We start from the raw sequence: 12,413 nt of genomic DNA on the forward strand, positions 1-12,413 counted from the left end.
GGGTCAGTGGTGGATGGTGCTTGACGCCCGGCATTCCCCGCAGCGGTCTTCGGTCTCGGGGGCGCGGAAGCCGCGGTCGCAGCCGTCGCAGTTGCGTACCTCGTAGCGGGGCGGTGGCGGACCGGCGGAGGGCCTGTACGGCGGCGGGGGCGGCAGCTGGGCGGTGAGGCGGTGGGCGAGCAGGGCGGCCGGGCGGCGCAGGGGGGCGTCCGGCAGGTCGGTGGTCAGGGCGTGGCGTACGGCAGTGGGGGCGACGTCCCGTTCCAGCCAGGCGGCGACTCCGGGGGCCAGATGGGCCGTGTCCGTCGCGGAGAGGAGGAGGCGGGGGTCGTGTCGGCGCAGGGTGGTGAGGAGGTCGGTGGCCTTCTGGAGGAGGGCGGGGGCGGTGCAGCCGGGCTGCGGTACGGCGGGGAGGGCCTTGCGGGGGCGCGTTTCGTTGCCGGTGTGGCGCGGGTGGGGAGGGGCTGCGTGCTCCGGTTGCTTCGGGGGCCGTCCCGCCGGGCGGGTGGGCCGGGGCGTCGGGCGGGACGGGCAGCCGGTGTCGGCCGGCTCGCGGCGGGGCGTCTTCGGCTGGTTGCAGGAGACCGTGCGGGTGACGATGCGGCCGGTGGACGTGCGTACGCGCTCGCGGCGCAGGTAGCCGTGGGCCTCCAGCTCGCGCAGGGCGGCCGCGATGCGAGTCGGGCCCTCTTTGAAACGGGCGGTGAGCGTCTTGATGTCGGCGCCCGCGCCGGTGGGCAGCGACTGGATGTGGCAGCTGAGGCCGATCGCCAGCAGTGACAGCTCCGGGTGCTGGGCCAGGTGGTTGCCGATCACCACGAAGCGAGTGGTGTGCCGGGTGTTCTCGTGGATGATGCCACCGCCGTGGCGACGCGAACGGGTCGGATCGGCGGCAGGGGCTGACTGGGCGCGCGAGGGCGCGCTAGGGTTTTGGATACCCATCGGGAAGCGTCTTCTTCCTAGGTGGTTAGGCCCTCGCAGTGGGATGCCAGTCCCGGCGGGGGCCGAAGTATTTCTCGGTCGTTTGCGCTGAGAGTAGGGGAGTTGGGGACCCGAAAAGCCAGCCGAGCCGGTGATGTTCACCCGCCCGAGTGACGACGTGCCTCGGGCGGGAGGGGTGGGGCTTGGTGGGGTTCTTTTCCCCGAGTTCTTTTCATTGGTAAGGCGCCGATGGCACCGCAACCTCAAAACGTGGGTCGCGGTGCCGTAAAGCTCAGTTCCGCCCAGACGGTCTTGCGCGGGAAGCGGCCCTCGGTTACTCCCCAGCGGTCCGCGAGCGTTTCCACGAGCAGCAGGCCACGGCCGGATTCGGCGTCGGGAGCGGGTGCTTGGGGGCGGGGGAGTTCCTGGCCTCGGGTGTCGGTGACCTCGATACGGAGGGTCTCGCCGACGACGTAGAGCGTGAGCCGGAAATCGCGGCCGGGGACGCGTCCGTGGTCCGCCGCGTTGTTGGCCAGTTCGGCGACGAGAAGGCGTGCCGGGTCCAGGGGCAGTTCCCAGGAACGGAGCTGCTCCGTCGCGAGCAGTCGGGCGAGACGGGCGCCGCGTGGCGTGGGGGAGAGCTGCACGCTGAAGTTGCGGACGGGAGTCGTGAGTTCGGCGGATGTCTGGTTCACGTCACTCAGCGTGGCGTCGTGTGCGTACCGTGAGAAGTGACTCACTGAGTACACGCGGTCACTGTCCGGTGGTTGTCCGGTGGTGTCGGTGCTGTCGGGGTGGCGTGTGCGGGTAGGGCGCTGGGAGCAATACGGCGAGTACGACGAAGGGGCGCGGGATGACGGTCGAGGCGGAGGCGGGCCGACTCAAGGGCGAGGCGGACGAGCCGGGGTGGGAGGTGGACCCGGACGACGAGTGGGGCGTCGCGGTCATCACCACGGTGGGACGGCAGTTGAAGCTGCGACGCGAGGCCGTGGGCATGCGCGCCGGCGAGTTCGGGGCGGCGGTGGGGTACGGGGAGGACCTCGTCTACAAGGTCGAGGGTGGCAAGCGGATCCCACGGCAGGAGTACCTGGACAGGGCCGACGAGGTGCTGGACGCGGGCGGGCTCATCTCGGCGGCTTGGGAGGACGTGAAGAAGGTCCGGTACCCGAAGAAGGTGCGGGAGCTGGGGAAGTTGGAGTCGCAGGCAGTTGAGATCGCCGTGTATCAGTGCAACAGCGTCAACGGATTGTTGCAGACGCCGGATCACGCGCGAGCCGTGATCGGGGCGGCGCAGCCGCCATACTCTCCGGACGATGTGGAGCGCATGGTGGCTGCGCGGATCGCGCGGCAGACGGTCTTCGAACGCTCACCCGCTCCGGCGCTCAGCTTCGTCCTGGAAGAGGGGGTCTTGCGCCGTCCCATCGGGGGCACAATGGCCTGGAGTCAGCAGCTCGAACGCTTGCTGGAGGTGGGACGGTTGCACAACGTCGTGCTACAGGTGATGCCGATGGACTGCGAGACCCACTCCGGAACGGACGGCACGATCGAGTTGCTGAAGTTCGAGGACGGGTCAGCGGTCGGACGGTCCGACGGCGCGTTCAGTGGTCGGCCGACCACTGACCCCAAACACCTGCGCATTCTTGAGCTGCGGTATGGAACGATCCGAGCTCAAGCGCTCTCGCCTCGGGAGTCGCTGGCCTGCATCGAGCAACTGCTGGGAGAAACATGATCCGCAAGACCACTGCCGGGGACGCCTCCGAGCTGGCGTGGTTCAAGAGCAGCTATAGCAGCGGCAACAACGGCGAGTCCTGCGTCGAGGTCGCCGCCACCCCCGGCACCATCCACATCCGCGACTCCAAGACCACCGAAGGCCCCCGCCTGACCCTCACCCCCGCCGCCTGGGCGGACTTCCTGCCGTACGCGTCGGAGAACTGACCGCCGACTCGACGACGACCTCCTGCGTCCCCACCACCGCGAGCAGCTCCAGCAGCCCCGCGCTGTCCGTCCCCACGGCCGGTGTGAACCAGAGCAGCCGTTGCCGTCCGTCCTCGCTGAACAGGTTGAGGCAGTTGACCTCGACGAGGCCCAGCGTGGGGTGGAGGAGCCGTTTCCGGTCGCTCCGCCGGAACGCCACGTCGTGCTCGGCCCACAGCGCGGCGAACTCGGGGGAGACGCCGAGCAGCGTACGGATCATCGTGCCGGTCTCCGGGTCCTTCGCGGCCCTCCTCGCGGCGGCGGCCCGCAGGTCGGCGACGAAGGAGCGGGACTGGCCCTCGTGGTCGGCCTCCGGATACAGGCGCCGGGCGTCCGGTTCGGTGAACCAGCGGTGGACGAAGCTGGCCCGTGGCCCGCGGAGGCCGGACTGGTCGCCCAGCAGCGCCACTGCCAGCGGATTCTGTACGAGGGTGACGTGCAGGTCCGTGATCACCTGGGCCGGGGTCGAGGTCATCCGGCCGAGCAGGTCGAGCATGCCGGGGTGGACGTGCGAGGCGGCCCCGCCCTGTACGGGCACCGGGCGGTCGGCGAGCCGGTAGAGGTAGTCCCGCTCGTCTGCGGTCAGCCGCAGCGCCCTCGCCAGTGCGGCGATCATCTGCTCGGACGGCTGGGATCCGGCGCCACGCTCAAGCTCGTTGTAGTAGTCCACGGACGCCCCGGCGAGCAGGGCGACCTCCTCGCGGCGCAGCCCGGGCACCCTGCGGCGCGGGCCGGCCGGGAGGCCGACGTCGGCGGGGCGGATGCGCTCGCGCCGCGAACGCAGGAAGGCTCCCAGCTCGGCGTACTTCACAGGGCTCATGCCGTCCATTCTGCGTCCGGCCGGGGCGGCGACCCAGGGGATGACATCCCCTGGTTGCGCGGGCCGGCCGCGCGCATCGTGGAGTCATGAGCACGCACACACATCAACAGACGCCAGTACCGGAGGCCGCCACCCGGAGGGTCGCTGTCGTCACGGGAGGATCGCGCGGCATCGGCCGGGCGGTCTCGCGGAGGCTGGCCGAGGACGGCCTGGCCGTCGTCGTCAACTACGCCCGCGACACCTCGGCCGCCGACGAGACGGTGGCGGCGATCACCGGGGCCGGCGGACGGGCGGTCGCCGTACAGGCGGACGTGGCGGAGGAGAAAGAGGTCGCCGCGCTGTTCGACCGGGCGGAGGAGGAGTTCGGCGGCGTCGACGTGGTCGTCAACTCGGCCGGGCGGATGGCTCTGTCGCCGATCGCCGACCTCGACCTGGCGGCGCTCGACGCCATGCACCGCACCAACATCCGCGGCACCTTCGTCGTCGCGCAGCAGGCGGCGCGGCGACTGCGGGCAGGGGGCTCGTTCGTCGGGTTCTCGACGTCCGTCGTCGGCACGCAGTTCCCCACGTACGGCGCCTACGCGGCCAGCAAGGGCGCGGTGGAGGCGATGACCCTGATCCTGGCGCGTGAGCTGCGCGGGCGGGACATCACCGTGAACACCGTCGCACCCGGGCCGACGGCCACGGACCTGTTCCTCGACGGCAAGACTCCCGAGCAGATCGACCAGCTCGCCAAGACCCCGCCCCTGGAACGGCTGGGCACCCCCGACGACATCGCGGCCGTGGTCGCCTTCCTCGGCAGCCCCGCGGGGCACTGGGTGAACGGACAGATCCTGCGCGCCAATGGAGGAATGATCTGACATGCCTTTCGCCCACTTCAAGGTCCCCGCGGGCACTCTCACCGCCGAGGACAAGAGGAAGATCGTCGAGCGCACCACCGACCTGTACGCGGAGATCTACGGCGAGCGGGCCCGCCCGACCACCGTCGTCCTCGTCGACGAGGTCCTCGACGGTGGCTGGGGCGTCGGCGGCGGCGTCCTGACCGCCGCCATGCTCAACGGCGACGCTTGACCGGTGTCCGGGACGCTCGGGTAACCTTCGTCCCGGACATCCGTTAAAGGCCGGTATGCGAAAGATCGGTCTCACATAGTGGTCACGCCCTGCGCGGGGTACTGGCCAGGATGTTTACATGCGCGTAACACTTAGGTGTCCCGCGCACGGCAACGGCGCCGAGCGCCCATCACCGGACCGACCCGGACGACGGCCTGTACGGCCAGGGCCCCGTACATCTGCGTACGCCCCCCACACCCCCCGTACCCCCGTCCCTCCGCCCCGGTCTCCGGTGCCCCGCCGTGCCAGAAAGGCCCCCTGTGACGACGCGAAGCGAGACCAGGACCGCGCTCGACCACCTGCTCACCGAGATCGAACACCGCAACCCGGCCCAGCCCGAGTTCCACCAGGCCGCCCACGAGGTCCTGGAGACGCTCGCGCCGGTGCTCGCGGCCCGCCCCGAGTACGCCGAGCCGGGCCTCGTCGAGCGGCTGGTCGAGCCCGAGCGGCAGGTCATCTTCCGGGTGCCGTGGCAGGACGACCAGGGCCGGGTCCACGTCAACCGCGGCTTCCGCGTCGAGTTCAACAGCGCGCTGGGCCCCTACAAGGGCGGCCTGCGCTTCCACTCCTCCGTCAACCTGGGCGTCATCAAGTTCCTGGGCTTCGAGCAGATCTTCAAGAACGCGCTGACCGGCCTCGGCATCGGCGGCGGCAAGGGCGGCAGCGACTTCGACCCGCACGGGCGGAGCGACGCGGAGGTCATGCGGTTCTGCCAGTCGTTCATGACGGAGCTGTACCGGCACATCGGCGAGCACACCGACGTCCCCGCGGGTGACATCGGCGTCGGCGGCCGGGAGATCGGCTACCTGTTCGGCCAGTACCGCCGGATCACCAACCGCTGGGAGGCCGGTGTCCTCACCGGCAAGGGCGCGGGCTGGGGCGGCTCGCTGATCCGTCCGGAGGCCACCGGATACGGCAACGTGCTCTTCGCGGCGGCCATGATGCGCGAGCGCGGTGAGGACCTGGAGGGCCAGACGGCGGTCGTGTCCGGCTCCGGGAACGTCGCCATCTACACCATCGAGAAGCTCGCCGCCCTCGGCGCGAACGCCGTGACCTGCTCGGACTCCTCCGGCTACGTCGTCGACGAGAAGGGCATCGACCTCGACCTGCTGAAGCAGATCAAGGAGGTCGAGCGCGGCCGGGTCGACACGTACGCCGAGCGCCGCGGCGCCTCCGCCCGCTTCGTGCCCGGCGGCAGCGTCTGGGACGTCCCGGCCGACCTCGCGCTCCCGTCCGCCACGCAGAACGAGCTGGACGAGAACGCCGCCGCCACCCTCATCCGCAACGGCGTGAAGGCCGTGTCGGAGGGCGCGAACATGCCGACGACGCCCGAGGCCGTCCACCTCCTCCAGCGCTCCGGCGTCGCCTTCGGCCCCGGCAAGGCGGCCAACGCGGGCGGTGTCGCGGTCAGCGCGCTGGAGATGGCGCAGAACCACGCCCGTACGTCGTGGACGGCGGCGCGGGTCGAGGAGGAGCTGACGCACATCATGAACGACATCCACACCACCTGCCACGAGACCGCCGAGCGCTACGACGCCCCCGGCGACTACGTGACCGGCGCCAACATCGCGGGCTTCGAGCGCGTCGCCGACGCGATGCTGGCCCAGGGCGTCATCTGACGGACTGACCCGGTGGGAGGGCCCTGCCGGGGCCTGCCCACCGGTACCTCGCTCGCGGCCAAGCGCACGACCGGGGCGCCGGCTGAACCGCTGGAGAACTCCCCGCGAACACGGCACGGAGCGCGGGCGGCGGCTTGCTCAAACCCCTACCGCTCGTGTGAACACTGTTCTTGTCTGTTCGAATGGTGCGCGCAGCGGACAGTGAGACATCGGTGCCCGAGCGGGCGGAGGAACGGTCGAAGCAGCCGCTTCCGCCGCTCGCCATAGCGGTACCGACCGGCCGGCCGTCACCCGCCGGACCCCGCGCCCGCCCCCGCCGTCGTACCCGCCCCCGCGGGCCGGCCGCGCCGGGCGGGAAGCGCGCGGGCGGCCGCCTGTACGTCATCGACGGCATCCGCCTGCTCGCCGCGCTGATGGTGGTCGCACACCACTACGCCGGCACCTGGCGCGCCGACCGCCCGGGCAACCTGATCTGGGACCGCCCGGTGTCCGAGATCATGCCCACGGTGTTCCGCGTCGCCTCCTACGGCTGGATCGGCGTCGAGATCTTCTTCGTGATCAGCGGCTTCGTGATCTGCATGTCGTGCTGGGGCCGCACACCGCGCCAGTTCTTCGTCTCCCGGGTGATCCGGCTCTACCCGGCGTACTGGTTCGCGGTCGTGTTCACCACGGCCGTGCTGGTCGCCGTACCCGGTGTGTGGGAACGCCTCCGGCTGCGCGAGGTCCTCCTCAACCTGACCATGCTCCAGTCCGGCTCCGGCGTACCGAACGTCGACGGCGTCTACTGGACCCTCTGGTCCGAGCTGCGCTTCTACCTGCTCTTCCTGGTCGTCGTCGCCATGGGCCTCACGTACCGCAGGGTCGTGCTCTTCTGCTGCGTGTGGGGCGCGGTCGCGATGCTCGCCCCGGTCGCCGACCTCCACCTGGTGGAGCTGGTCGCCAACCCGGACGGCGCCTGGTACTTCATCGCCGGCCTCGCCCTCTACCTCATGCACCGCTTCGGCCAGGACCTGCTCCTGTGGGGCATCCTCGCCATGGCGTGGCTGATGGGCCAGCTCGAACTGGGCAACCGGATCGACGAGGTCGAACGCGTCTCGGGCTGGCGCGGCAGCGTGGCGATCTTCACCGTCTTCCTGCTTTTCATGGTCGCCGTGGCCCTCGGCCACACGGACCGGATCCGCTGGAAGTGGCTGGTCACGGCCGGTGCCCTGACATACCCGCTCTACCTGGTCCACTACGCGGCCGGCACGAGCCTCATCGCCCGCCTCCACGACACGATGGACCCCCGACTGCTCCTCGCCCTGCTCACCACGGGCTTCCTGCTCCTGAGCTGGCTCATTCACCGCTTCGTGGAACGGCCGGTGTCACGGCTGCTGAAGAAGGGGCTGGACACGTCGTTCGCCCGGATGCGCGACGCGGGCGACGAACGGTCCTGAATCCCCGAGTCAGGGAGCGGGTGGGCCGGACAGCTTCGCCAGGCGGCCCAGCAGCCTGGCGTGGACCGTCGTCGCCGCCGCGACCACGGTCGCGATGGTCGACAGGGCGAGGATCCCGAGCAGCGCCGGCCACTGGCGCAGTTCGCTGTCGCAGAGGGAGCCGTCCCGCCGGGCCGGGTCGATCAGCGGGCCCTCGCAGCGCGGGACACCGTCGTAGGACTCGGGGCCGTACGAGGAGAGCATCAGGAACGCGAAGTACATCCACAGCGCGAGCGCCAGCAGGATCCACACGACCGACCACTTGTCCACGCGGCCGGCGTCCCGGAGCACCCCCGACGCCTCACTTCCGGCAGCCTCCCTGGCCGTCATGCGATCCCCCCGAGTGTCCGTCCGAATACCGTCGATGACCCTAACGTGGTGATCGGCAAGCGTCCGACGACGCGGTCCGCGACCGACGGGACGGAGGGGGGCGAAGCCCGGTTCGGCGGCCCGGCGGGCCGGCCGGACTCACCCCGCCCGTAGCCGCCGGTCCCGGCTCCGCCGCCGCTCCCACACCGGCAGGTCGTCCATGGGGGCCGAGCGCGTCGCCAGTACCGCCGCCGCGACCCCGGCGACCGCCACCCCCACGAGCGGCAGATAGCCCGTGAGGTAGGACGCCGTGCCGGTCAGCACGGGCACCGCGCACGCCCCCACCGCCGCGTACAGCGCGACCAGCCCCAGGCGCACCCCCGGGGACGTGCCGCACAGGCCCGGCCAGTCACGCACGCGGAAGGACGGGTCCGTGGGCTGCTCCGAGGCCACTTCGCGCTCCCGCAGACGACGCAGGTCCGAGGGGAAGGCCGCGCAGGGGAAGATCCGGCCGTCCGCGGCGACGAAGACGCAGTCGACGGCCCTGCTCTCGCGCACCAGGCGCCAGCGCGTCGCCCACATCAGCCGGCCGCCCGCCGGGCCGAACTCCGCCGCCAGCGCGGGTATCGCGATGTCCGGCACGAGCAGCCGCAGCCTGCCGCCGTCGTGGACGGCGTAGAGGGTACGGCGGACGTCCACCCGCGTCGTACCGGCTCGGGCGCCGACCGTCGTGTGCTCGTCCCGGACCGCCGTCAACGCGGACACCCGAAGCGCCTTCACCCGGCCTGCCGCCGCGTCCTGCGCCAGCACGCGACGCGGCCCGGACGCACCGTGGCGGTGGCCGACGGCGGCGAGCACCACGATCACCGCCAGGAAGGTCGCGAGCCACGGGCCGCCGGCGAGCGGGGGGCGCCAGGTCTGGACGTACGCGCCGAGGTCCGTGCTGCCGTCCACCCGGCCGCCCAGCTCGGGGCGGCCGGGGGAGTGGAGGACCTCGACCTCGTCCCCCTGGTGAGGGAGGCCGGCCACGATGCCCCGGTCCACGGTCAGCCGGGTGCCGTCGGACAGCTCGACGGCGAGGTCGGCGTACCAGTAGCTGCCGAACTTGCGCCCGGAGACGCCCACGCTCGACTTCTCCTCGGAGCTGACGCCGGTGATCGTCCCTGTCGAGACGACGGCGCCCGCGTCCTGGATGCCGGCCAGCACACGGCCCTGGTGGCCGTCGGGCTGCGAACCGAGGAGGAGCGCCGGGACCAGCGCGCACCCGGCGAGCGCGACGGCGGGCAGGCGGCCCAGCGAGGCGAGCGTGGAACGGGGGATCACCGCGGGCAAGGGACCGGTGATGACGGGGGCGACGGGGGCGACGGGGGCGTCGTCGGGTGGGGCGGTGAAGCGGGGTGCCCGCCAGCTCGCCGCCACCCAGGCGAGGCCGCACAGCAGCGACGCGCCCAGGAGGAACAGCAGGTCCCAGCGCGGTACGGGCGCCCCGTACCGCAACAGCGGCAGCGGCGCCGCCACCGCCGCGCATATCAGCGCCGCACTACCCCAGCGCCTGGTCCAGACCGTGGATCTTCGCATGGACGCATACAACCGTCCGGCCCGTCGTCTCGGGTAGCCCCGCGACCACGACCCGGAGACCCGCTGCCTCGGCTCAGACCCCGGCGGAACGTCTCCGTGCGAGCCCTTGTTTGATCTCCGTCACCTTCGGGGTATTCTCTCCGGCCCGATTGGCCAGGCCCCCGCCGCGTATGGCAGACTAGCGGAGTTGCTCGGTCGAGTGCCGATGCTGCGCGCCTCCCGCCGGGGGGACCGGAAGCGAGTCCCACAGTACTCGTCGCCTCATGCATTACATCGAGAGATGTAGGGGCGGAAGTACGGGAATCTTCCGGGAAGCGTCAGCGGGGTGCAGGCCAGGCGCCCGGTGGGCCTCTCGCCCCCGCCTCGCGGTTCCGGAAGGGCCCGCACTCCCACTGCAGGGAAGTCCCGAAAGGGACATTCGTTTCAGCGAGAGCGCGACACGCCCGACCGCGTGGGTCGGAGGGGGAGCGGACAGAAAAGGGACCACCGGGTCCAGAGCGTTACGAGAGACAGGACTACGAAGTAGCCATGGCGGGACAGAAGATCCGCATCCGGCTCAAGGCCTACGACCACGAGGTCATCGACTCTTCGGCGAAGAAGATCGTCGAGACGGTGACTCGCACTGGTGCGTCGGTCGCGGGCCCGGTGCCGCTGCCCACTGAGAAGAACGTGTACTGCGTCATCAAGTCGCCGCACAAGTACAAGGACTCGCGCGAGCACTTCGAGATGCGCACGCACAAGCGCCTGATCGACATCCTCGACCCGACTCCCAAGACCGTTGACTCTCTGATGCGACTCGACCTCCCGGCCGGTGTCGACATCGAGATCAAGCTCTGAGGGCCGGTGATCTGAAGATGAACAAGCAGATCAAGGGCATCCTGGGCGAGAAGCTCGGCATGACGCAGGTGTGGGACGAGAACAACCGCGTTGTTCCGGTCACCGTCGTCAAGGCCGGCCCCAACGTCGTCACCCAGGTCCGTACGAACGACGTCGACGGCTACGAGTCCGTCCAGATCGCGTTCGGCGAGATCGACCCGCGCAAGGTGAACAAGCCCCTCAAGGGCCACTTCTCCAAGGCCGACGTCACCCCCCGCCGCCACCTCGTCGAGATCCGCACGGCCGACGCCGCCGAGTACACGCTCGGTCAGGAAGTCACCGCCGAGGTCTTCGAGTCCGGCGTGAAGGTCGACGTCACCGGCAAGAGCAAGGGCAAGGGCTTCGCCGGTGTCATGAAGCGTCACAACTTCAAGGGCCTCGGCGCCGGACACGGCACCCAGCGCAAGCACCGCTCGCCCGGTTCCATCGGTGGCTGCGCCACCCCGGGCCGCGTGTTCAAGGGCCTCCGCATGGCCGGCCGCATGGGCAACGAGCGGGTCACCACCCAGAACCTGACCGTCCACGCCGTTGACGCGGAGAAGGGTCTGCTGCTCATCAAGGGCGCGGTTCCCGGTCCGAACGGCGGCCTCGTCCTGGTCCGCACTGCGGCCAAGGGGGCCTGAGGTAACCGATGAGCACTGTTGACATCCTTTCGCCTGCCGGCGAGAAGACCGGAAGCGTCGAGCTCCCCGCGGAGATCTTCGGCGTGGAGAAGATCAGCATCCCGCTGATCCACCAGGTCGTCGTCGCGCAGAACGCCGCTGCCCGTCAGGGCACGCACAAGACCAAGCGTCGCGGCGAGGTCCGTGGTGGCGGCAAGAAGCCGTACCGCCAGAAGGGCACCGGCCGCGCCCGCCAGGGTTCGACCCGCGCGCCGCAGTTCGCCGGCGGTGGCGTCGTCCACGGCCCGCAGCCGCGTGACTACTCGCAGCGGACCCCGAAGAAGATGAAGGCCGCGGCCCTGCGCCACGCCCTCACCGACCGGGCCCGCCACAACCGCATCCACGTCGTCACCGGCGTCATCGAGGGCGAGAACCCGTCCACGAAGGCCGCCCGGTCGCTGTTCGGCAAGATCTCGGAGCGCAAGAACCTGCTCCTGGTCGTCGACCGCGCCGACGAGGCCGCGTGGCTGTCCGCCCGCAACCTGCCCCAGATCCACATCCTGGAGCCGGGCCAGCTGAACACGTACGACGTTCTCGTCTCGGACGACGTGGTCTTCACCCAGGCCGCCTTCGAGTCCTTCGTGTCCGGCCCCAAGGCTGCTGACACCGAAGGGAGCGAAGCCTGATGGCTACGCGTCACCCGAGCATCGCCTCCAAGGCGGCCAAGGCCGCCAAGGCCGCGCGCGTCGCCAAGGCGCGTCGCCACGAGGCCGAGGGCAAGAACACCGTCGTCACGCCGGTCAGCAAGTCGTTCACGGACCCCCGTGACGTGCTGCTGAAGCCGGTCGTCTCCGAGAAGAGCTACGCGCTCCTCGACGAGAACAAGTACACGTTCGTCGTCGCCCCGGGTTCCAACAAGACCCAGATCAAGGAAGCCGTCCAGGCGGTCTTCTCGGTCAAGGTCACCGGGGTCAACACGATCAACCGCCAGGGCAAGCGCAAGCGGACCCGCACCGGCTTCGGCAAGCGTGCCGACAGCAAGCGCGCGATCGTGACCCTTGCCGAGGGCGACCGTATCGACATCTTCGGCGGTCCGACCTCCTGACGGAGGTCCGGATCGTCCGGAATC

At 70.6% G+C, this 12,413-nt stretch carries 15 protein-coding genes; 10 read left to right on the top strand and 5 right to left on the bottom strand.

The genetic code is table 11. The annotated features are described in order from the left end of the window. Nucleotides 1–3: 3 nt before the first annotated feature. Together ACH4NX_RS14615 and ACH4NX_RS14620 are read right to left on the bottom strand one after the other, a co-directional pair. Complete coding sequence (locus tag ACH4NX_RS14615; protein ID WP_398127085.1) at nucleotides 4–942, bottom strand: helix-turn-helix domain-containing protein; 939 nt, start codon at nucleotides 940–942, stop codon at nucleotides 4–6. A gap of 242 nt (nucleotides 943–1,184) precedes the next feature. Next, entirely contained in the window at nucleotides 1,185–1,616 is a 432-nt protein-coding gene (locus ACH4NX_RS14620) for an ATP-binding protein (protein WP_398127086.1), read from the bottom strand. A 158-nt stretch (nucleotides 1,617–1,774) separates the two neighbouring features. Between ACH4NX_RS14620 and ACH4NX_RS14625 the strand changes: the two genes are divergently transcribed. Together ACH4NX_RS14625 and ACH4NX_RS14630 are read left to right on the top strand one after the other, a co-directional pair. After that, nucleotides 1,775–2,650 carry a helix-turn-helix transcriptional regulator gene (locus ACH4NX_RS14625; RefSeq protein ID WP_351389545.1) on the top strand — a complete coding sequence of 292 codons (876 nt, stop codon included), beginning with the start codon at nucleotides 1,775–1,777 and terminating at the stop codon, nucleotides 2,648–2,650. Then, nucleotides 2,647–2,856: a DUF397 domain-containing protein gene (locus ACH4NX_RS14630; RefSeq protein WP_351389542.1), complete on the top strand. Its 210-nt coding sequence runs from the start codon at nucleotides 2,647–2,649 to the stop codon at nucleotides 2,854–2,856. Before ACH4NX_RS14625 ends, ACH4NX_RS14630 begins: the two co-directional genes overlap by 4 nt. On the opposite strand, the gene ACH4NX_RS14635 is transcribed toward ACH4NX_RS14630, so the two are convergent. After that, a complete protein-coding gene (locus ACH4NX_RS14635; protein WP_398127087.1) occupies nucleotides 2,807–3,724 on the bottom strand; it encodes a helix-turn-helix transcriptional regulator in 918 nt (305 codons plus the stop codon). The two genes, ACH4NX_RS14630 and ACH4NX_RS14635, sit on opposite strands and share 50 nt — an antisense overlap. A gap of 77 nt (nucleotides 3,725–3,801) precedes the next feature. On the opposite strand from ACH4NX_RS14635, the gene ACH4NX_RS14640 reads away from it, so the two are divergent. From ACH4NX_RS14640 to ACH4NX_RS14655, 4 genes are all read left to right on the top strand, one after another. Further along, a complete protein-coding gene (locus ACH4NX_RS14640) occupies nucleotides 3,802–4,575 on the top strand; it encodes an SDR family oxidoreductase (RefSeq protein ID WP_398127088.1) in 774 nt (257 codons plus the stop codon). 1 nt (nucleotide 4,576) lies between these two features. Next, entirely contained in the window at nucleotides 4,577–4,786 is a 210-nt protein-coding gene (locus tag ACH4NX_RS14645; RefSeq protein WP_351389538.1) for a tautomerase family protein, read from the top strand. Nucleotides 4,787–5,085: 299 nt separating this feature from the next. After that, a complete protein-coding gene (gene gdhA / locus ACH4NX_RS14650) occupies nucleotides 5,086–6,444 on the top strand; it encodes an NADP-specific glutamate dehydrogenase (RefSeq protein WP_351389535.1) in 1,359 nt (452 codons plus the stop codon). A gap of 182 nt (nucleotides 6,445–6,626) precedes the next feature. Further along, a complete protein-coding gene (locus ACH4NX_RS14655) occupies nucleotides 6,627–7,880 on the top strand; it encodes an acyltransferase (protein WP_351389532.1) in 1,254 nt (417 codons plus the stop codon). 9 nt (nucleotides 7,881–7,889) lie between these two features. Here the strand turns inward: ACH4NX_RS14655 and ACH4NX_RS14660 are convergent, their stop codons facing one another. Together ACH4NX_RS14660 and ACH4NX_RS14665 are read right to left on the bottom strand one after the other, a co-directional pair. Further along, entirely contained in the window at nucleotides 7,890–8,249 is a 360-nt protein-coding gene (locus ACH4NX_RS14660) for a hypothetical protein (RefSeq protein WP_351389530.1), read from the bottom strand. A gap of 138 nt (nucleotides 8,250–8,387) precedes the next feature. Then, a complete protein-coding gene (locus ACH4NX_RS14665) occupies nucleotides 8,388–9,806 on the bottom strand; it encodes a hypothetical protein (protein WP_398127089.1) in 1,419 nt (472 codons plus the stop codon). Nucleotides 9,807–10,334: 528 nt separating this feature from the next. Between ACH4NX_RS14665 and rpsJ the strand changes: the two genes are divergently transcribed. The 4 genes from rpsJ to rplW are packed head-to-tail and all read left to right on the top strand — an operon-like array spanning nucleotide 10,335 to nucleotide 12,389. Continuing rightward, entirely contained in the window at nucleotides 10,335–10,643 is a 309-nt protein-coding gene (gene rpsJ, locus ACH4NX_RS14670; RefSeq protein ID WP_003948644.1) for a 30S ribosomal protein S10, read from the top strand. Between the two features lie 17 nt (nucleotides 10,644–10,660). Further along, the gene (gene rplC, locus ACH4NX_RS14675) at nucleotides 10,661–11,305 is read left to right on the top strand and encodes a 50S ribosomal protein L3 (protein WP_351389526.1); all 645 of its coding nucleotides are present in this window, start codon (nucleotides 10,661–10,663) and stop codon (nucleotides 11,303–11,305) included. A gap of 8 nt (nucleotides 11,306–11,313) precedes the next feature. Beyond that, nucleotides 11,314–11,970, top strand: a complete 657-nt coding sequence (gene rplD, locus ACH4NX_RS14680) for a 50S ribosomal protein L4 (RefSeq protein ID WP_351389523.1) — start codon at nucleotides 11,314–11,316, stop codon at nucleotides 11,968–11,970. Then, complete coding sequence (gene rplW / locus ACH4NX_RS14685) at nucleotides 11,970–12,389, top strand: 50S ribosomal protein L23 (protein ID WP_210957938.1); 420 nt, start codon at nucleotides 11,970–11,972, stop codon at nucleotides 12,387–12,389. The genes rplD and rplW overlap by 1 nt, the downstream gene beginning before the upstream one ends. Nucleotides 12,390–12,413 lie beyond the last annotated feature (24 nt).

It is taken from the genome of Streptomyces sp. NPDC017225, assembly GCF_044331465.1.
GTDB lineage: Bacteria > Actinomycetota > Actinomycetes > Streptomycetales > Streptomycetaceae > Streptomyces.